The 19,693-nt window shown below is 47.0% G+C and carries 15 protein-coding genes; 7 read left to right on the forward strand and 8 right to left on the reverse strand.

Annotated features, from left to right (window positions below; all coding sequences use genetic code 11):
- Window positions 1-209: 209 nt before the first annotated feature.
- Window positions 210-1,166: a hypothetical protein gene (locus ACXAFI_RS05210; protein WP_475107942.1), complete on the forward strand. Its 957-nt coding sequence runs from the start codon at window positions 210-212 to the stop codon at window positions 1,164-1,166.
- A 442-nt stretch (window positions 1,167-1,608) separates the two neighbouring features.
- On the forward strand, window positions 1,609-2,619 hold the full coding sequence (locus ACXAFI_RS05215; RefSeq protein WP_475107943.1) for an alpha/beta fold hydrolase: 1,011 nt from the start codon (window positions 1,609-1,611) through the stop codon (window positions 2,617-2,619).
- A 70-nt stretch (window positions 2,620-2,689) separates the two neighbouring features.
- Here the strand turns inward: ACXAFI_RS05215 and ACXAFI_RS05220 are convergent, their stop codons facing one another.
- The 5 genes from ACXAFI_RS05220 to ACXAFI_RS05240 all read right to left on the reverse strand — a co-directional run bounded on the left by ACXAFI_RS05220 (window position 2,690) and on the right by ACXAFI_RS05240 (window position 10,202).
- A complete protein-coding gene (locus tag ACXAFI_RS05220; RefSeq protein WP_475107944.1) occupies window positions 2,690-3,589 on the reverse strand; it encodes an alpha/beta hydrolase in 900 nt (299 codons plus the stop codon).
- 231 nt (window positions 3,590-3,820) lie between these two features.
- Entirely contained in the window at window positions 3,821-4,741 is a 921-nt protein-coding gene (locus ACXAFI_RS05225) for an ROK family protein (protein WP_475107945.1), read from the reverse strand.
- A 205-nt stretch (window positions 4,742-4,946) separates the two neighbouring features.
- A complete protein-coding gene (locus ACXAFI_RS05230) occupies window positions 4,947-7,451 on the reverse strand; it encodes a TonB-dependent siderophore receptor (RefSeq protein ID WP_475107946.1) in 2,505 nt (834 codons plus the stop codon).
- Window positions 7,452-7,907: 456 nt separating this feature from the next.
- On the reverse strand, window positions 7,908-8,888 hold the full coding sequence (locus ACXAFI_RS05235) for a hypothetical protein (protein ID WP_475107947.1): 981 nt from the start codon (window positions 8,886-8,888) through the stop codon (window positions 7,908-7,910).
- A gap of 93 nt (window positions 8,889-8,981) precedes the next feature.
- Window positions 8,982-10,202 (reverse strand): ROK family transcriptional regulator, encoded by a 1,221-nt coding sequence (locus tag ACXAFI_RS05240; RefSeq protein WP_475107948.1) that lies wholly within the window; start codon window positions 10,200-10,202, stop codon window positions 8,982-8,984.
- 265 nt (window positions 10,203-10,467) lie between these two features.
- Between ACXAFI_RS05240 and ACXAFI_RS05245 the strand changes: the two genes are divergently transcribed.
- Window positions 10,468-12,054 carry a sodium:solute symporter gene (locus ACXAFI_RS05245; protein WP_475107949.1) on the forward strand — a complete coding sequence of 529 codons (1,587 nt, stop codon included), beginning with the start codon at window positions 10,468-10,470 and terminating at the stop codon, window positions 12,052-12,054.
- A 189-nt stretch (window positions 12,055-12,243) separates the two neighbouring features.
- Window positions 12,244-13,488: a hypothetical protein gene (locus ACXAFI_RS05250; protein ID WP_475107950.1), complete on the forward strand. Its 1,245-nt coding sequence runs from the start codon at window positions 12,244-12,246 to the stop codon at window positions 13,486-13,488.
- A gap of 168 nt (window positions 13,489-13,656) precedes the next feature.
- On the opposite strand, the gene ACXAFI_RS05255 is transcribed toward ACXAFI_RS05250, so the two are convergent.
- From ACXAFI_RS05255 to ACXAFI_RS05265, 3 genes are all read right to left on the reverse strand, one after another.
- A complete protein-coding gene (locus tag ACXAFI_RS05255) occupies window positions 13,657-13,986 on the reverse strand; it encodes a hypothetical protein (protein WP_444919531.1) in 330 nt (109 codons plus the stop codon).
- Window positions 13,987-14,176: 190 nt separating this feature from the next.
- On the reverse strand, window positions 14,177-14,470 hold the full coding sequence (locus tag ACXAFI_RS05260) for a hypothetical protein (RefSeq protein ID WP_475107951.1): 294 nt from the start codon (window positions 14,468-14,470) through the stop codon (window positions 14,177-14,179).
- Between the two features lie 17 nt (window positions 14,471-14,487).
- Window positions 14,488-16,107, reverse strand: a complete 1,620-nt coding sequence (locus ACXAFI_RS05265) for a VCBS domain-containing protein (protein WP_475107952.1) — start codon at window positions 16,105-16,107, stop codon at window positions 14,488-14,490.
- Window positions 16,108-16,617: 510 nt separating this feature from the next.
- On the opposite strand from ACXAFI_RS05265, the gene ACXAFI_RS05270 reads away from it, so the two are divergent.
- From ACXAFI_RS05270 to ACXAFI_RS05280, 3 genes are read left to right on the forward strand one after another with little or no spacing between them, the layout of a single operon-like run.
- On the forward strand, window positions 16,618-17,796 hold the full coding sequence (locus ACXAFI_RS05270; RefSeq protein ID WP_475107953.1) for a hypothetical protein: 1,179 nt from the start codon (window positions 16,618-16,620) through the stop codon (window positions 17,794-17,796).
- A gap of 11 nt (window positions 17,797-17,807) precedes the next feature.
- On the forward strand, window positions 17,808-18,827 hold the full coding sequence (locus ACXAFI_RS05275) for a sensor histidine kinase (RefSeq protein WP_475107954.1): 1,020 nt from the start codon (window positions 17,808-17,810) through the stop codon (window positions 18,825-18,827).
- Window positions 18,815-19,576: a LytR/AlgR family response regulator transcription factor gene (locus ACXAFI_RS05280; RefSeq protein ID WP_475107955.1), complete on the forward strand. Its 762-nt coding sequence runs from the start codon at window positions 18,815-18,817 to the stop codon at window positions 19,574-19,576. The genes ACXAFI_RS05275 and ACXAFI_RS05280 overlap by 13 nt, the downstream gene beginning before the upstream one ends.
- The last annotated feature ends 117 nt before the right edge of the window (window positions 19,577-19,693 follow it).

Genomic DNA, 19,693 nt, shown 5'->3' on the forward strand with positions numbered 1-19,693 from the left:
TGTCGCCTAGTCATAGGGATCGGGTGGGCTTGTGGGTTTGTATATATCTATTCAATCTAAAACCTTATAGAGATTATCTCGTTCACCTTGGTCCAAAAGATCGTCTGAGGAGTTTGTATTTCTATGTTGTATGCCCGGTGGCTATGAAAATATTTTGTAATTATTAGCCTTAAGGGCTTCAGTGTTAACTTTTAATAAGTTGTTTATAGATGAGTGATCGAGTTTTCTTGGATGGGTTAAAGCGGTTAGAAATTTCTGATAAGCCCGGAGATATAGAACGATGTGAAAGTAGCTTTAAGCGCCTCCTGAGTGAAGGAGGTAAAGTGAGTGGGCCATTGCTCATGTTAATGGATACTCTTGAAGCGCAGACTTTACAGGCTTTATTTAAGCAGGGTGATATCGAACAGGCGAAAAAATCTGCATTTGATGTTGGTAGGGTGCTAGCTTTATATTCATACTTTTATCCTGCTGATATGGGGAAGAGTCCAGATAGTCAGCTTCTGTATCCATTGATGTCAGATAGTCCGGAATTAATCCATTGGGGCAAGCAATATTTCATTCCTTTACTAAGGAAAAGTCAGGGTAAATATGTTTGCGATAATATAAACAACCCTGAATTCCATGCTCTGCAACTTAGGCTGGCGCTTGCCGGTGATTGGGGCTTGTTGAAAAGTAGAGCTGAGGCCTTTTTGTCAGGGTCTCCTAAAAAATACAAGCTTTACGCTATTGACTGCCGATTTTATATTGCTCTGTGCGAAGGGAATATTCATGAGATGGAGGCGGCTATAAGTGAACTTTTGTCTCCAAAGGTATTAAGGCACCGAGATGCTGAGCCTTGTTGGGGGTTGGAGCATCGGTTGTTTTCGCCATGGCCATTTATTCTTTCTAAAATTGCTTTTATTAGCGGTTTTTGCCTTGATGTACACATCCCAAATATACCTGGCGATATTTTGAGAGTATCTCCGCTAAAATCTTATAGTAATGATTTAGATATATTAGAAGAGGTTTCACTTTTTGCACCTTTCTCCGACGTTGAGGAGATTTCAGTGAAAAACTTGAAGGCGCTATCACCTAGATCAATGAGTTCTTCTATTTTGAGTTTTGGGGAGGCTCTAAAGGTAGCTAACAAGGAGCACAATGTCGGCCAACTTTTGGAACGGGATTAAAGTTTATCATCTTTGTGAATTGTTGCTTGGGTAGTTCGTAGTATGCCCATGAAACTCTTGAATTTCTCTTGGAGCTTAAATACTTGGGGCGGTGAAGGTCGGCTATTTGTGATCTGTGAAGCAATAAACTTTGATTCAGCTGGTGGTCGCACTGATTTTAAAAAAATATGCCACTTAAACCCTGGCGGAACGAGCTGCACATTCCTATTAATAGATCTTGGATTTGATGTATCTCTTAACCATTAAGAATGTGGGCTTTTAGATTTTTCAGCGGGCTCCTGCTTTACCTGATTTTATTCTCGTCTCACCTCAAAATTGATGTTTTGTATGGTTTTTTATAATAAAAATTCTTTGAAGTCAGAGCATCGTATTGTTGTCTTATATCTTGTTAGTTGGGCACTGAAAATCCTAAGCTCTTTTATAACTTTATTTTGGTGAAGATATGTTAAATTTGAAGTGGTTGAATGTTTTCCTTGTAAGGACTTCTCTTGCTTTATTTGCCGGGCACACCTTTGCGGGAGAGGTCGACTATAAAGGAGTAGTGGATAGTGATGGTGCAAAGCTGCACCTAGAGGTGTCTGGTAGTGACCCTTCTAAACCATTAATCCTATTTCTACATGGCGGCCCGGGAGATGTGGAGTTGGGGTTGGTTCCATTTCAGGTAACTGTTGGGCGGGCGCTCGAAGAAAGGTATTTAGTAGCTTATCTTCATCAAAGAGGGGCCGGCAAGTCTCTTAAGGTGAGCGAAGACACATTAACGATAAAGAACAATATTCAAGATGTGCACAATGTTATTTCTTTTTTAAAAACGCACTATAAGAAAGATAAGGTTACCTTGGTTGGTCACTCTTGGGGCGGGGGGCTTGCAGCTCTCTATGCGAGTGAGCATCATGAGACATTGGAGAGGTTGGTGTTTATTTCCTCCTTTCAGGATGCGCAGAAGCAGGCAGAAACCAGCTTAGAAGCAACTCTGCAATGGGCGGAGAAGGAAGGCAATCAGTTAGCAATACAGGAGTTACAGAAATATCAGGAATCACCCTCTGAACATTCTCTGCTTCTATCAAAGTGGGCGAGCAGGGCGAATGGTGGCATCGCGAACGGGGTCGATATTTCTGGTTTTCTAGTAGTCGAAAAGATTGATGAGATGTTCCCCGGGTGGCGGGAGCGGCGTGGAAGCCTGGCTGACAAGATGAATGATGAGCTTCAGGCGATGAGCGTTAATGGAGGTATCGATCATTTACAGATTCCTGCTCTATTTGTTGTCGGTGAAAATGATTCCATTACCACGCCTTTACAGGTAAAGGCAGATTATAAAAGGTATAAAGGGAGTAAATGTTTCTCGGTACTAAAGGATAGCCATCACTTGCCTTTTATGGACGCAGCAGAAAGTCTGGAGAAGACTATGTTGGTCTTTTTGGAGGCCGAGGAGTGTATTAGTGACGCGTATGAGTAATGGATAGCAAGCCAGGCGAGTAGTGTCAGGGCCCTGTAGCGTTTCTCTGCTATAGGGCCGGCAGGTTCGATTAAAACGAATACTTTCGTGGTAACACTTTGCTTTTAAAAACCTGTTCTATCCCTTTATCGTAGCCTGGATTAACTACGGTATCGTGGTTTTCACCCTTAATGACTCGTTTGCGTAGAGTCAAATTTTCATAATCTCGGGACTTGAGCCGCTGAGCTAGGTCCCTAAAATCTTGAACGCCACAGACATCCTTTTCTGTTAAACAGATTTCCTCCCCACCGATAAACATATACACGCTTTTGGGTAAATCGGTTTGGCGTTCAGCGTAGGCGAGTTCGCTTTCTAGAATTTGCTTATCGGCCCACCAGATGCTGGGGCTGCCGATCACATAGCGATCGAAGCTATCGGTGTGATTGAAGAGGGCGTGCAGGGCTAAGAGCCCGCCGAGGGAGTGGCCGGCCAGTGTTTCGTCACTTTCATCTCCCTTGAAAGAATTATTGATAAAAGGCTTGAGCTCGTTCTCCAAAAATTCCAGAAATTGGTTGGCGCCACCACCCAGAGTATTCCCCCTAATCTCTCCAGGTACTGGAGTAAAATCTGTTAAACGCAAGGTGAAGTTGGAACTGTCCAGTGGGTGTGAGATGCCTACAAGAATCACTGGCGGCAGCTTGGTATTGCCTTGCTCATCGGGTACCTGTTCGTGGATTAGGTTCGGTGCCACCATAGGGAAATTCATATACCCGTCGGTCATATATATGACCGGATACTGGGTATTGTCTTCCGGGTTAAAGGAGAGCGGCAGTAGCACATCAATTACAAATCCACGCCCCAGTAAGTCGGAATGAAAGTTGTAAGAGAGAATGCCCTGGCGGGTAAATGTTGTGGGTTCAGCGGTGCCGGCTTGCACAAACTGAGTGGCCAAAACCATTAAGCCTATAAACAATATTTTAATTATTTTCATCTTTATCCCTTAATGAGCCACGCTTAAGTGTGCTCAGCCGCGTCCTAAGGCGGTCAAGACTGACAAGCCTATCAGATCGGATACGAGACTAGCTACCTTGCGCTGTGCCAACAGTCGCAAAGATGAGTATATAAGTTGGAAAGGGAGTTGTGGGGCGCAGTTTGGCGGGTGAAGTGGCGCCAGGAATATTCCCCTGGCGCTTCCACATCCTGTAAGGGAGGATTTGGTTATCTAACAGCCGGGGCAAAGCACCTGGGCCATACGCAGAGAGCCCACCTCGCCAGAGCGGCCGGCGAGTTTTGGTGGGACTATAAAAGAGCGGATATTGCCCTGGGATACCTGGGGGAAATAACCACCCGCTAGGTTGAGAAACTTGTCGTGAATGCGTGTAAACAGGTGCGCTTGTTCCATAACGCCACCACCGAGGATGATTCGTTCCGGTGAGTAGCAGCTGGTCAGGTTTATACACATGGTGGCTAGGTATTCCGCCTGTAGATCCCAGGCTGGATGGTTGCTGTCCATACTCTGGCCGCGCAGGCCCCAGCGGTCTTCAATGGCGGGGCCGCAGGCGAGGCCTTCCAGGCAATTGCCATGGAATGGGCAGTGGCCTGGGTAGGGGTCTTTTCGTCGATCCTGTGGCATCAACATATGGCCGATTTCCGGGTGTATGGCACCGTTAATCAGTTTGCTGTCTACCATGACCCCGGCGCCGATACCGGTGCCGATGGTGACGTAGACAAAATTCTTTACACCCGCAGCGGCGCCGCACAGGTGCTCTCCCAGTGCCGCACCATTAACATCAGTGTCGAAGGCCACGGGGATAGAAAGGGCCACCCGCAACTGGCCGGCCAGGTTGGTATTGGACCATCCGCTTTTTGGGGTGTTAGTGATAAACCCGTACTGGCTCGATTGCGGGTTCAAATCCACCGGGCCGAAGCTTGCGATACCCAGTGCGGAAATGGGGCCATGGCGTTGGGCGCCGGCCTGGAAAAATTCAATGACCTGACCGAGGGTTTCTTCCGGGGTGGTGGTTGGGAAGCTGGCCCTCTCCCAGACATCATTGGGACCTGCGGCGATTGCACAATTAAATTTTGTGCCGCCGGCTTCTATGCCTCCAAGCAAGGTATTTACTGCTTTGCCTTGCACTTCCATCCTAATTTGCTCCACTGGCTGGGTATTCTATTTATAGAGATACTTTGTCGGTTTATTTTAACAGGCTACTCCATAGGAGGAGTGATTACAGTAAGTTTTTCGTTAACGAAAAAGACCGGGTGCCAACGGGGAGGCTGGACACCCGGTGTTTGCAAGAAGCCCTAAGCGGGCTGCAAACGACTTACTGGAGTAGGGAGGACAACGATCAAAAAGTGTAATTGAAGCTGACACTGGTGGAGCGGCCGCTGATGGCCCTGCCTCGAACAATATCTCCCGCTTCTGCGTAAGACTCTTCAACCTCAGTTACAACAAATTCATCAGTAAGGTTGTTTACGTTAAAGGAAACGGTGAGATCCTCAGTAACATAATAAGAGCCGAACAGATTTACCAAGACATAACCATCTTGTTTCAGCTGGTTGGAATCGGAAACGTAGTACTCGGTGGTGCCCTGCAGGCTGGCGCCGAAGGTTAGGCTGTCACCAAAATTATACTGAGGGGTAATGGTGTAAATAATATCTGCCTGACGGCGGGGAGTATTGCCGACTACCGATGGGTTATTTGCATCTTTGTTGATTTCGGCATCCGTCCAGGTCAGGTTGCCGTTAACCGAGAAATCGCCATAAATATAGGAGCCTTCCAGCTCTATACCTTGTGCTTCATACTCGCGTACGAAAGTTAGGCCGCTGGTGATTTCCGCATTGGTTTCTTCAGTGACGGTATTGAAGTAGGTGGCAAAAATATCGAAATCGCCAGCAGTAAATTTGTAACCAATTTCCAGCTGGTCGACAGAGTCAAAGCCATCAGTGGTGTTGCTGAGGCTACCATCACTATTTAAAGCGCCGTTAATTTGCAGCAGGCGGTCGGCAATTGCGCGGCCACCTTCGCTGTAGCGGGCAAATATTGCCATACTCTCGTTAATTGCATAGTTACCGCCAAGGGAGAAGGAGGTGTTATCTGCATCGTAGTCGACTAGTTGAGTATTATCGTTGGCCATGGTGATAACGCCACCGGTAAACCCGAAGGCATCCGATGCGCTGGCATCCTCCACATCGCTGATAATGCCGTCTCCGTTGATATCGTAATCGGTATCGCCGCCACAGCAACTGGAAACCAGGGAGCCTTCTGCATTGACCATATCGTGACGTGCACTGATATCGAAGGTGAAGTCGCCGACATCGAAGGACACGTTCATATAGGGAGCGTAGGTTTCATATTCCAGATCCCAGGCCCAAGACAGGAAGCTTGCTGACCAGAGGCCGTCGTCTACTAATACATCCCCATTGGCATTCGCTGTGATAGTTAGGTTTTGTGAGTCACTGCCATCTACGGTTTGGATTAAGGCATTCCAACTATTCCAGCTGGTTTTGATATTTTGTTTGGAATAGTAAAAGCCTGCGGAAACAACAATATTGTCATTAATGAGCTTGTCGACTTTGAAATCGTTGACGATCAAGCCCAGGTCATGGATTTTTGTATCAAACAGCAGGTTCAAATAGGCTAATTCATCGACCTCTCCACCATTGGCGTAGGTCACGGAAGTTCCTGCGCTGCAGTCAACGGCGGAGCCATTCCCGCTAATGGCGTTAACACAGATCTGGTCTGCCATGCTCTGTGCGGATTGTGGACCGTAATTGCCAAAGGTGTCAGTAAATGGAGAGATAAAGCTACCGCTTATATCGGAAATTCTGAACTTGTCAGTAATGGTCCAGCCATTCTCAAATTCAAATTGACTCTCAAATCCATAGGCTTCTACCAGGGATTCAATACCGTCGCTGAGATCCCGATTTGCCGGGTTGCCATAGGCATCGAAAGTGGAAATATCGCGGTAATTGTCTGAGTGCAGGGTCTGACTGCTGGCATCGAAGTTGGCTACAGTGCCGAACTCTCCATTGCCTTTATAAATTACCGGGCCGGGTAGGTAAGTGGTCACCCGATCGTCCAGGTGTTTGTAGTAAAGGCGCACATAACCGTTGTCAAAATCTTTGGTGAGATTGGCCTTTAATTGGCCACCGGAATCGCCATCAAAGCCGGTTTCACGAACACCTTCCCCCTCGCGTAGGAAGCCGCCTACATAAAACCGCAGGGTATCGCTGAGGTGGTGCCCGTAGCCGAAGTTCAGGCGGGTTTCATCGTAATCGGCCCCAAAGGAGAGGCCGATGTTCCCACCTTGCTCTTCTCCGGTTTTGCTGATCATATTGATCACACCCCCCGGGGAATTGCTGGCAAAAGTAGAGGCGGAACCGCCGCGTACACTTTCAATGCGGGATAGGGAGGAATCGGCTCGAATAAAGTTGTCGGTATTGCCGAAATTGATATCGCCGTATTCGAGTACTGGCAGCCCATCCTCGTGGATCTGCATATATTTTGAGCCGCCAGTGGCCAGTGGGATTCCCCTGACTGTGATATTGGCATTGCCGCCGCCACCAGAAGATTCGGCGCGTATACCTGGCAGGCTGCGGAAAACTTCTGCGGTTGAGCGGGGAGCGTAGTTGGATAGCTCTTCGGTATCTAGGGCGCTGACGGAGATGCTGGATTCCATTTTCGTTACGGGGCGTGCCGTAGCGGTAATGATGACTTCTTCGATCTCCGGCTGTTCTTGGGCAATTGTCGGGGCACTGATACTGGATGCCACTGCTACCGCCAGGGCGATTGAACTCGGTTTAAAGCCCCCGGCCTGCTTGCAATCGGTTTGAAAGTCCTCTGCCTTCACGACGCTCTCCTCAATCATCTCTTATGGTTATTAGTTTTCTCTGACGGCCCATTGGCTTGGGCTCTACTATCTGCTTGTTAGGTCTGGCTACACGGCCATTTTTATTTATTAAACCACTGTGATTTAATCTGGGCAACAATATTGTGAGCAAAAGAAGACTTTAGAAGAAAGAAAAATAATTAAATCAATCAGTGAGAGTTAATTTTCACTGAAGGGGAGGTGAGTCAGGGGAGTCTATAAGTAAGCTTTGCTTGTAGATGTCGACGGGATTGAAGGGAACTGAATCTGTGCTCTAGAGGGACAAATATCTATTAAATCGCGAAACTATGGGAAATTCTCATTTTTGAAATTCCCATAGCGCAAAAGTTAGTTTTCAGGCCCTAATAGATATTTTAGGAGCGGCATTAATGTTTCCATGCCAACACTCCCTGAATACTGTGAACAACCTTACGGCTGTTATGCCAGTTTTAACTGTCCGTCCTCAAGGAATTCGATCTTTTGGGGATCGCAAACCCCGCCGATAAAATTGCCTTGTGCATCGTCGCGATTAAAAGCGAGCAGGTACCAGTGTTGGTCTGGCCCCTGTACCACCCGGCCGGAATACAGGCTGCCCTGTTCGTCAGCGCCGAGGAAGCCATCGCCAATAACTTTATAGGGGCCATTTAGGGAGTCGGAGACAAAGTATTTGGTACCGCTAAGAGGTGTTCCACTCATAGAGTCACGGTGAGCTTGGCTGTGGAATTTGCTGGAGACCGAGCAGAAAAGATAGTAGCGACCCTGGATTTCCTCAATTTGAGGGACTTCCATTTCACCATACCAGCCCGGCGCCAGTATAGGTTCTCCGACCTTCCAATGAATGAGATCGGTGGAGCTGGCATAGCCCACAACGCCGCGCCCGTCGGGACTGCCCTGATTACAGCGGGCGGTGACATACATATGATAAACAGGCTTACTGGGATCTTTAACAATCCAGGGGTCGCGCCAAGAGGCATCATGCCAGTAATCCAGATTCAGGCCGTCATAATACCTGGGGTCCAATTCAACCAGCGGATTTTCCGGGTGTTTTTGCCAGTTTAAAAGATCCTTGGAGGTGGCCAGGCAGACCCGCTGAATTAGCCCTTTTTCCGAACGTTTGGTGCCTGTATAAAACATATACCAGGTGTCGTCTTCCTTGTGTACACAGCCGGTCCAGGTGGTATAGGAATCTGCAGCCTCGCAGGGATCACCTTCCTGATAAGGGGAGGGTTTTATCGCGTCCTGCACTGGGTTCCAATGAATCAGATCTGTGGAAATGGCGTGGCCGATTGAGACATTCCAATGGCGCAACTCTGGATCACCAAGGGATTTATCTGCTTGTAGATAAAATATATGGTATTGATCGCCATCAACAGCGAACCAAAAATCCCAAACCCATTTGTCTGCTAAGTTGAACGCCATTCGCTGGTCACCTCGCTATTATCATTATGTATAAACGAGCCAATATGGTTTTAAAACCCCATTGGCTGGCTGCAAAATTTCTGCCGTGCCTGGCTAAACCGGGACTCGTTCAGGCACGCCGCCCTTCAGTAGCACCGTTTTGTCTGGTGCAAAATTGGAATAAAAGGGCAGGATGGCGCCACCAATCGCGATGGCATCAATGCCGATCCTACCGCTCATTATTTGAGGTTTGAAAACACCGGGTGGAGCAACTTGCTGCATTCGCCTGGAGATTGTTTCCACCAGTTCCTCTAGCAGGAAGCGCGGCAGGTGCGCATCGATAATAACGGCCTCAAGGTCCAGCACACTGACTGCAGAGAGAATGGCGTATACCAGTGCATCTGCGCAGTCATCCAACCATTCCTGTATCAGCGGGCGCGCTTCATCCATAACTGACAATAAATCGGAGGAGTCATTGATATTGATTTTGTTAGTACGCAGGTGTCGGCGCAGGCCAAATAGGGAGGCTCGATTGAGTAGGATCTCGAAAGCCCCTTCGGCTTTTGGGGTGCTGCTGAGCTTGGAGGCGGGGACTGGCATAGTGGCCAGGTTGCCGGAGTTACCATGAACGCCAGCCTCCAAGCTGCTATTGAGCACCAGGCCACCGCCGATAAAAGTGCCGACAAAAATATAGAGAAAATCGGAAACTTCAGTTCCTTTGCCGAACTGCAGCTCGGCGACTGCTGCTGCCGAGCAGTCATTCTCGAAAAAGACAGGCAGATGTGTGACTTTGGAGACCTCTTCTGCGAAGTTTATTTCTCGCCATTTTTCCGCCAGGACTTCGCTCATCTCCAGCTCTTTGGTCCAGGCACCGATAAACCAGGGCATGGCGATGCCTATGCCAACAAGTTTGGATTGGTCTTTCCTGGCTAGTTCAGCACTTAAGCTTTTGATGCCCGCTTCGATGTTTTTGAGTAGAAAATCGGGTTCGGGGCAATCAAATTCCTGGCATATCTTCTTGAGAACATTGCCGCCGAAATCTGTTAAGTGTAATTCAACATTGCGCCGCCCAACTTTAATGCCTATGGAGTAGGCGCCGGTAGGATTGATGGTGTACATGATGGAGGGCTGACCTTTGCCGCCGAGCCTGCGCCCCTCCCGCATAACCATGCCGGTGCTTTCCAGCTCATCCACAATGCGTGTAACGGCCTGGGGAGTGAGGTTGGTGAGACGGGCCAAGTCGGATTTCGAGGCGCTTCCTGATTTGCGCAAGGCCGTCAGTAGCACCCGTTCGTTGTAACGGCGCAAGCCACTAGAGTTACTTCCTTTGCCCATCCGAGCCCCCCTTTAGTAAAAACGTCAACCCGCAAGTCGATCATTAGCTGTGTTGTGACAAATAGAACATTTCGAATTTTAGAACCTTTACTTATCGTTTTCAATGAAAGTGAAACGATATGAAATAATTCTAACTAGTTGATTTTAAAGTAATTTGTACGTTTTCCCAGGTTTTCTTTACTTAATTAAACCACTGTGATTTAATTTTTTGCAAGTTTCAGCAAATCATTCTAAAAATACGCTGCTTGCGATGAACGAGGGAGTTATGTCGGTCGATTTTGGTCTCCACCCCATCGATGCGATCATTGTGGTCGTATATTTCGTTTTCACCATCGGTTTGGGGCTTTACCTCAGCCGCCGACACGATACCGCAGAGGATTATTTCCTCGCTGGACGTAAAATGGTTTGGCCCTTGATAGGCCTTTCCCTATTTGCTTCCAATATATCTAGCACCACCCTGATTGGTTTGGCAGGTGATGCCTACAGCACGGGCATTGCGGTCTTCAACTATGAATGGATGGCAGCGGTCATCCTTGTGTTTTTCGCTATTTTTTATCTTCCTACAATTCTTCGCTCCCGCATCTATACCATGCCTGAGATGTTGGAGCGGCGTTTTAATCGCACGGCCAGAACTTACTTTTCCGGTTTGACCATTTTTCTGAATATCGTGGTGGATACCGCCGGTAGCCTCTATGCCGGAGGCTTGGTAATGAAGCTGATTTTTCCAGAGATGCCGATGTCGGTGACGATTTCGATACTGGCAGTAATTGCCGGTGTATATACGATTGCCGGCGGCTTGGCCGCAGTAATCTACACCGATACTATCCAGGCGCTGTTGCTGATTGTCGGTTCAATTTTAATCAGTATTTTTGCCTTGGATCGCGCCGATGGCTGGGAGAATGTAGTTTCCCAGGTTTCCGCCCATCAACTGAGCCTGATACGCCCAATTGGGGATGCCAGTGTACCTTGGCTGGGGTTGGTCACTGGAGTGGCCCTACTGGGTTTCTACTTCTGGTGCACTAATCAATTTATGGTGCAGCGGGTGTTGAGTGCCAAGGATATTAATCATGGACGCTGGGGGGCGCTGTTTGCTGGTCTTCTTAAACTGCCAGTCCTTTTTATTATGGTCTTGCCCGGTACCATGGCTATTGTTTTGTTCCCAGAGTTGGAGCGAGCTGACATGGTGTATCCCACCTTGTTGTTTGAGCTGTTACCTGTGGGCATTCTTGGATTGGTTTTAGCTGGCTTTGTTGCAGCGCTTATGTCTCAGATTGACTCAACGCTTAACTCCGCATCCACTCTGGTAACCATGGATTTTGTGCGGGAGCGTTTCCCTACATTGAATCAACACCAACTGATGCGAGTGGGGCAGTTGGTTACCTTTATCTTTATGGTCTTGGCTGTGCTGTGGGCACCACAGATAGAAAATTTTGGTTCTTTATTTCAGTATCTGCAAAAAGTTCTTTCTTATGCTGTACCCCCAGTTTTGGCTCTCTTCCTGATCGGGTTCTTCTGGTCAGGCGCAACTTCCAAGGGTGCTATTACAACCTTGGCTTTGGGTACTTCTGGCGGTGCAGGTCTCTTTTTGGCTAATGAGGTACTGGACTGGACCGATCTTCACTTTCTCTATATTGCGCCAATTCTCTATGTTTTTTGTGCTTTGGTTTTAGTGGTTTCCAGCTTGATTTCACCGGAAAGGATCAGCGAAGAAGTAAAAGAATTTGTTTGGTCTCGCAAAGACTTTGATGCGGAGACTGAAACATTGCGCAAAGAGCCACTATGGCGTAACTACCGCGTGCTTTCAGTGTTGCTTTTGATTGCTACAGCTTTGGTAGTGGGAAGCTTCTGGTGATTGGTGAGTTTTTCGGAGGCTATAAGCCAAGCTATTAAAAGATATGTATATGTCATGACAGAATCTCACACAGGATGGAGTTCCATTAGGCAATCATAGGAGGTGAGCAAGGGGAAAATAACTTTTTTGATAGATGTATTGAGGTAACAAAGAATGACCGATTGATAACGCAAAAAAAGGGTGGATACCATGAAGTATATTCTTACGATGATGATCATGCTTGTACTTGCCGGCCCAGCTGCGGCAACAACCAACATATTGGACCTTTATTTTAATACCGCAGATAACGGAGGTACCTTAAGATACGATGATATATTTTCATATGGTAAGAGTGGTAATGGCAGTGATTTTGATATGTGCGATAGCTACGCCTCCAAGCGTGTACCGGGGGATAAAATAGCCGCTATTACTAGCTATAGTGGAGACGAACGTATTAAGGGTCTCAAGCTCGAATACCTATATGCCGATGATGATGAAGTAGGGAAAACTACGGGTTCTGGTTTCCGAAAACTTCTTGGTGATATGGAATATATCCAAGGCTGGCGATTTTATAAGAAGCGTGATGGTAATATTTCCCGGGTCCGTGTGTACTTGAAAGATATGTCTAATAACGCTACCAGGGAAATAACCTTTGGCAGTAACAATGGCTGGCATAAGTGGCAGGAGTATCACCTAAGCATTGATGCTCGTTCAGTGGTGGGTTTTGCTGGTACCGCGGGCGACAGTAAAATTTGGAGTATTTATCCCTGCGTGGCCGACCGCTTTGATTTGATTGAGAGTGGAGTGGAAATACACTGGGATCAAATCGTAGAGACCCCTGAGAACACTAAAACGTTCTTTGGCGAACGGTTACTGGAAAACATTTCTGATGTGACTCAGAGTGATAGCACCGAGGTTTGGTATACCGATGGCAAGAGTGAAACTGACACCTGGAGTAATACACTCGGCATCTCGGTGACTGCCGGAGTGAGCTTAACCGAGGGGTACAAGGTGGGTGTGCCCGGTACTGTTGAAAATAGCGGGTCAATCACTTTCAATTTTTCTGAAACTTTCTCTGCCTCAACTACTGTAGGTGAGACCTCAGCGGTTAGTAACCAAAGGACAGTTAAAGAAGCTATGCCTGCAAATGTGCCAGCCTATAGCCTATTGGTGGCACGTATGATGGTGGAAAATAGCGAAGTTGAAATCCCTTATACCAGCACCGTCACCAACCCTCATAACGGTGATGAATTCAGGTTGACTGGTGTTATCAAAGGCTCCAGCTACTCTAAATCCCGTAAGCGCTGGGACGTTGTGGGTAATGCTTACCCCAGTCGATACGAAATTTTTGAAAGTTATTCCTGGGTTGTGGAATATTATGGGTTGGAAAATGTTACCATCATCGCTGATCCAGTGATTGAATCTGTGGCAATCGAAGAGGTTGTAATTCCTTGATAATTGCTAACGATTGATTGTTTAAGGTCCGCTTAACTTCTAGGCGGATCTTCTATAAGAAATTTGAATTGATTCAACTTCCCTCAACTTTTTTTCTATGATGTAGTGGATACTTCCTTGTATCCTCCGAGCATGCCTAATTCTTTCCCTTGTACTTTATGGAGTAGGTCAATCCTTGATCATAACGGAACTCAACCGTATCTTATCCTCATGGCACCCGTAATAACTAAAGTTCACCGGTGTTTTGGACATATAGGCAGAGAGTAAGAAAGAGACTTTAGTGTCATAGATTTGTGAATCGTCGCTGACTAGTACAAAAGTACTAGTGTCGAGACATACCACCTCAGCACTGTCGTTTTTAAATCCTTTTAACTGAATATCTACGCCTTGGCTATGTACTTTGAGGTAATCAATGCGTGCCTGTTGCGTCCAAGCGGCACTTGCAAATGGTGATTGTGATAGAGCGATACCCAGAACGATTGATACAACTGTTTTCATCCGCTACTCCCTGGTATATGTATCGCCAACATCAGAGGGTTGGCAAATTCCTGAATGTAACCAGTGAAATAATAGCAAAAACGGGGCGGCTTATTGCATTGGGCTATCTGGAAGGTTTCTACGTCGCCAGGGCTCATTGGATGAAGTGGATGCCCTGGCGCAGGTTTTTAGGTGGCCGATTAATGCAGGTTTATTCTTCGCGAAGAATCCTCTGGGTTTCCTTTATTTGAATCCGACGGTTCTCTTGCTTTTCTCCACGTATTCTTACCCGCTCACCGGACTTCATGCCCTTCTTCTTTATTTCTTTCGCATCTACAAAATAATATTTTCCGGTAGTTTCATCTTTGATAGAAAATCTATGATCGATCTTTCCGGTCTTGAAGTTCTCAGAAACTTCCTCTTCTAATACCCCTGTTATAGTTTCTTCTCCGTAGGCATATGAGATAAGTGAAAAAGTGGTAATAAAGGCGAGAAAAAATCGCATTGCATTATCCTCTCAATTTAATTGGAATAGCTAACTGAAATGGTGGCGGTGTTTGTGTCGTCATTTCTGGATTTGAGTTGGATAGTTACTCCTGCAGAGGCATCGGTAAAGTTACTGCCCGGTTCTTCCAGTGTTGCCACTTGGTTAGCAGTACCATCCTTAAGGTAATGTACTGTGACAGCCTGCTCTTGTTGTGAGCGGGGGTTGAGGATGGGGTGTGAAATATGATATTCCACAAAATAGTAATCCTCTCCATTGCTGCTGCCATTCGCCTCCACTTTTACAAGCTGTGGTAAGGAATTTTCAAGTTCCCCAGCAGTAAGCTCGATAGCTTGAAGTTGTATTTCCGAAGTGACACCAGGGTTTCTGCCAATAGATTTTGAATAGTTGGGAAAGCTGTTGTACCACCCCATAAATTCCCTGTGGGCGCTGCCAAATAAGCGGGATTGCCAGCTGTTACCCATAAATACGGCCGCCGAGCCATATTCACTTTCCCCTCGGTCGTTGGTGTCTCCATCATTGTTGGTGTCATTGCCTGCATGCCCTAAGCCAATATTATGGCCAAGCTCGTGCCCCATAATCAGCTGGTCACTATCTGCTGTGACGATACTCCAACGGCCATTTACTGCTGCCACCCCGGTACCAACCAACCCGGCGTTGTATGCGGCGTTTGGAAATATAAACACACGGTGGCGCCATTCGTTAAGATCTACGGGGCGATTATTGGCATCCATAAAGCTGCTTTCGATCCAGCGGGTTGCATTGTCTCGCCAGGTGTAACCGCCATCAGAGTATTGGCTGTCCTGTGAGCTTCTGGCGCGAGCCTGAGCATTTTCCACACTCAAAACACCACCGTTTTGGCTATCTGGAATGCTATATATAAAGCAATCAATAGAGCTTTCTTCGTTGTTTTCCTCTCCATAACAATATTGAGCGAGAGAGTTGTTATCGCTGAGATGGCGTTTGAATTTTAGCTGTCCCAACGAATTTTCTTTATAGGTGTTATCAAGGGAATCGGTATCGTTGAATGTCATATCCGCAAGCTGGGATATACTGACATCGTCAGTAACTAACGCATCTGAAAAATTTACCAGTACAAAAACGATACTATTTTGCGTGGCTTCAATCGTCTGAATTGAAAAGGTTACGCTGAGTTGGTCGCCATTGCTCAGTGGAAAAGTAATGGTGTCTTCGACAGTAGCGCCGTTATTCAAGCTATTTGTATTGCTATTCAGCTGGTATTCCCAATTGCCACTGTCATAGAGTTTATAGTCACCATACTCTCCAGAAAAATTGCCCGCCTGGAATGTGGGACTTTTACTATCGGTATTTTCTAGCTTAAGCGAGCCTTGGGCATACTCACTACTGCCTACCACTAATGTACTTAGAGGAGTGGCAGGGTTAAATGTGTAGTCACCGGTATCGGTAGCATTATCATCATTCCCCTCATTCCCCTCATTCCCCTCATTCCCCTCATTCCCCTCGTCGTTACCGGAGCTCGTTCCGTTATTAGATCCGCTGTTAGTTTCACCATTTGGCTGATTGTTGTCGGAGTTGCCTCCTCCAGAGCCCCCACTGCAGGCTGCCAGAAATAGGGTTAAGGTGAGCGCATTAAAAATTTTAAGTAAACCAGGCATTCTTCCCCCGAATTATCGCTATTAGGTAATGGCCGGTGTTAAATGAGTTAAAGGATGGACTCTTGCCAATTGGTACGGTTCCACCAATTGTGGTTTTTAAGGTATTTTTAGTTAATTTCGTCGCGGCAGGCTAAAAATCTTCACCTGTTTCGAAGTTGTTTGGTGGTTTAGCAATAGTGACGAGTGTTTGCTTTGCCCTTAAGAGGCATTCCTGGGGGGGTACGTTTTTTTGCCTTGGATGACAGGGTACTTAATTCGGGCTATGTATGGACCGCGAGTCACTTTGTCTGCAGAACTCAGTTAGCTAAACGATACTTATTTGAAGGCATAGATCTTTAGAGGGCCGGATTCATTATTTTATTCCCCACAAGCATATTTAATCCCTCAAGAGTTATTGCTTGCCATCTATCCAATCCAGTTACTACTTATCTTATATAAATACCACTGATCAGTTGGGCTGGAGTCGACAAACAGCATTGCTAAATTGCCTCTATCAAACAGGAGGTGATGATGAGAAGGAATGCTTTTTGGCTGTTATTGATGTTGTTTTCGGCGAGTGAGCTCAAGGCTGCATCGCTTGCACAGCAGTGGGAGTTGGCCGTGGCTGTTAATGCCAAGAGCCGTTCGGAAAGTGCCATTTTCGATATTGAGTCAGGGTATGAGCGCCAGGCAAAATTACAAGGTGCCCTACAGTTAGCAGGTTGGGAGGGGCAGGTATCTGTGCTGCATGAAGCGGATAATGGCGCTGGCGAGGAGTCTGAGCTGATTGTAGAAGAGTTCTTCTGGCAGGGGGGCTGGTTTGACTGGGATTTGTTAGCGGGTAAGCGGCGCCTGGATTATGGCGTGAGCTATGCCCATAGACCGTTGGATTTATTCCTGCCTATGGAACGCAATCCTGTATCTCTGCGCACGAATGAGGGGGTTGCTGTAGTGTCTGCCAGTCGCTTCACTGCCAGCGGAGAGCTGAGCCTGATGCTGGTTGATGCCAATGCAAGTCAGCTTATTGATGAGGCACTTCCGAAAGGAATAGCTGCACGTTGGTATCAGTTGGAGGGTGAGAGCGAGTGGCAATTACTTGGCTACCTAGATGATCAGCGCGGTCTGAATATCGGCTCTAGCTGGGTTGCGACCTATGGAGAGTCTTGGGAGTTGCACAGCGAGGGCCGTTATCAGCAGCGTTATCGTCAGTGGCTAAAGCCCGATGCACCGGAAGCTAGCGTTTCACCCCGTGAGGCAGAGCAGAGCGATGGCTGGCAGGCCCTATTAGGCATGACCTGGACCCACAGGGCAGGACACACAGTGATTGCGGAATACTGGTTTGATAGTCGGGCGTGGCATACGCGTGACTGGAAAAAACTGTCAGAGAATGCCCGCTGGTACCGGGAGCAGGGAGCTGGCTGGGATGGGGTTAGGTATGCCTCTGCGGCAGCCTTTTTGAGTGAGGGTCGCAATCGCCATAATGTGATGTTGCATTGGAGCTTGTCCAATCACGATTACAACCCGAAGCTAGATCTTTTATATTCCCCTGATGATGGTGGCATGGTTGTGACAGCTGGTATTCACCGTGAAGTGAATAGTAGTTGGACTCTCGGTACATCGATGAGGTATTTTGGCGGCGCTAAACAATCGTACTTTGCGCAACTGCCAAGTGATACCCACGTTACTTTAACTGCGAATATGAATTTTTAAAAGGAATCATGGTGTCTTTACTCAGTGAATTCTTACGTATCCTGATTCTTTGCGTTGTTGTGGCCTTCATTACTAGGGAGGTATGGGGAGGGAGTTATTTTTTCCACTTTTGCATCTCTCTGGCCTATGGTTTTGTTGCATTTTCTACACGCAAGTTGATTCTTCATTTAAAACCGAACTGGCCGCATGCACTCAAATATGCAATAACTATTTCAGCAACGGTGGTGTTGGGTACTGTTAATGTCTGGTGGTGGGTTTCCGGCTTTGGTGCCTTTCCGGCGTTTGATGGCCTGATCAATTCATTGATCATTGCCACCTTCTTAACAACTCTGCTTTACCAGTTTTACCTTAATCGTGAGCAATCTCATCAGTTAGAGGCCGAGCGCCGAGAGGCAGAATTACTACAGTCCCAGCAACAAAAAACTTTGGTACAAAGTCAATTGAAAGTATTGCAGAGTCAAATAGAACCCCATTTTCTATTTAATACATTGGCTAATTTGAAAATGTTAATCCGGCACGATCCGCAGAAAGCAGAATTGCTGTTGGATAATTTTAGTGATCTCCTGCGCTTTAGCCTGAATAAATCGCGTTCTGATTATGTGTCCCTGAAAGATGAACTCCGTAGCCTGGAGAGCTACCTGGCTATTCAGCAAATCCGTTTGGGAGAGCGCCTTCAATATAAGGTTGAACTGGCAGAAACTGTTAACCCCTCCACAGCAGTGCCACCACTGTTAATCCAGCCTCTGGTAGAAAATGCCATTTTTCATGGTATTGAGCCCTCCTCCAAGGGAGGTTTGGTCTGCCTTAAGGTGGCGACAGAAGCTAACCAGTGGGTAATAGAGGTGGAGGACAATGGCGTTGGACTGCAGGCTGCATCCAATACGCCTGAGCCGAATAAGCACAATGGTTTGGCTTTGAATAATATCAAGGAGCGTCTTGCCACCCTGTTCCAGGAAAAGGGCAAGCTGCAGATAAGTAGTAATAAGCAGGGCGGAGTTACCGCTCGATTGGAGTTTCCATGCGCGCAATAATTGCCGACGATGAACCCTTGTTGCGTCACCATCTGGACAAAATGCTGGCCGATGTTTTCCCTGAGCTCGAAGTGGTTGGCAAGGCCGCCGATGGCGAGGAGGCGTTATTGCTCTGCCAGCAAGAGCAACCAGATGTCATTTTTCTCGATATCCGGATGCCGGGCCTGGATGGTATTGCAGTCGCCACCGCGCTTAACAAGCTGGAAACCAAGCCTGTTGTGGTGTTTATTACTGCCTATGATGAATACGCCGTTAATGCTTTTGAGCAGGAGGCCGTAGATTATTTGCTTAAGCCCATTGATGAGAAGCGCTTGCAGCTTGCATGCGATCGCATCAAAAATCGGCTGGATAGCAGGGCAGATGAACAGGCGCAAGCGAGCCCAAACATTGCCGCTTTGCTGCAAAAACTCAATGTTGGCAAACCGGAATATTTACGTTGGATCAGGGCCAGCAGGGGAGAGGATGTACATTTAATTTCCTGTGATGAGATATCGGCATTTGTTGCTGAAGACAAATACACCACTGTCCACTCTGATCAGGGGCAGCATATTATTCGTACGCCACTCAAAGAGCTTATAACGCAACTGGAGCCGGACCTTTTTTGGCAGATACACCGCTCAACGATTGTCTGTGTGAAACGAATCGACAAAATAAGCCGGGGTCTAACCGGTTCAGCCACAGTTATTATGGAGGATGGGCAAATGTTTTCGGTTAGCCGCAGAGCTGCTGCCATGTTTAAATCTATGTGAAGCTATGTGCTGTAAACTGCAAATAGACTGAGATAGATCGCTCTAAAGTAAATCAATTTTTTTCAGTTTATAACGCACGTCGGATGCCACTAAATTCACTGTGATTAATACGGAGTC

This window comes from Microbulbifer sp. ABH2_005 (genome assembly GCF_056160005.1).

What these genes read in the sequence shown, in the direction of transcription:
- ACXAFI_RS05265 (WP_475107952.1), bottom strand. Translation starts at nt 16,107, where the DNA reads ATGCCTGGTTTACTTAAAATTTTTAATGCGCTCACCTTAACCCTATTT.
- ACXAFI_RS05245 (WP_475107949.1), top strand. Translation starts at nt 10,468, where the DNA reads ATGTCGGTCGATTTTGGTCTCCACCCCATCGATGCGATCATTGTGGTC.
- ACXAFI_RS05260 (WP_475107951.1), bottom strand. Translation starts at nt 14,470, where the DNA reads ATGCGATTTTTTCTCGCCTTTATTACCACTTTTTCACTTATCTCATAT.
- ACXAFI_RS05270 (WP_475107953.1), top strand. Translation starts at nt 16,618, where the DNA reads ATGAGAAGGAATGCTTTTTGGCTGTTATTGATGTTGTTTTCGGCGAGT.
- ACXAFI_RS05280 (WP_475107955.1), top strand. Translation starts at nt 18,815, where the DNA reads ATGCGCGCAATAATTGCCGACGATGAACCCTTGTTGCGTCACCATCTG.
- ACXAFI_RS05250 (WP_475107950.1), top strand. Translation starts at nt 12,244, where the DNA reads ATGAAGTATATTCTTACGATGATGATCATGCTTGTACTTGCCGGCCCA.
- ACXAFI_RS05210 (WP_475107942.1), top strand. Translation starts at nt 210, where the DNA reads ATGAGTGATCGAGTTTTCTTGGATGGGTTAAAGCGGTTAGAAATTTCT.
- ACXAFI_RS05255 (WP_444919531.1), bottom strand. Translation starts at nt 13,986, where the DNA reads ATGAAAACAGTTGTATCAATCGTTCTGGGTATCGCTCTATCACAATCA.
- ACXAFI_RS05215 (WP_475107943.1), top strand. Translation starts at nt 1,609, where the DNA reads ATGTTAAATTTGAAGTGGTTGAATGTTTTCCTTGTAAGGACTTCTCTT.
- ACXAFI_RS05220 (WP_475107944.1), bottom strand. Translation starts at nt 3,589, where the DNA reads ATGAAAATAATTAAAATATTGTTTATAGGCTTAATGGTTTTGGCCACT.
- ACXAFI_RS05240 (WP_475107948.1), bottom strand. Translation starts at nt 10,202, where the DNA reads ATGGGCAAAGGAAGTAACTCTAGTGGCTTGCGCCGTTACAACGAACGG.
- ACXAFI_RS05225 (WP_475107945.1), bottom strand. Translation starts at nt 4,741, where the DNA reads ATGGAAGTGCAAGGCAAAGCAGTAAATACCTTGCTTGGAGGCATAGAA.
- ACXAFI_RS05235 (WP_475107947.1), bottom strand. Translation starts at nt 8,888, where the DNA reads ATGGCGTTCAACTTAGCAGACAAATGGGTTTGGGATTTTTGGTTCGCT.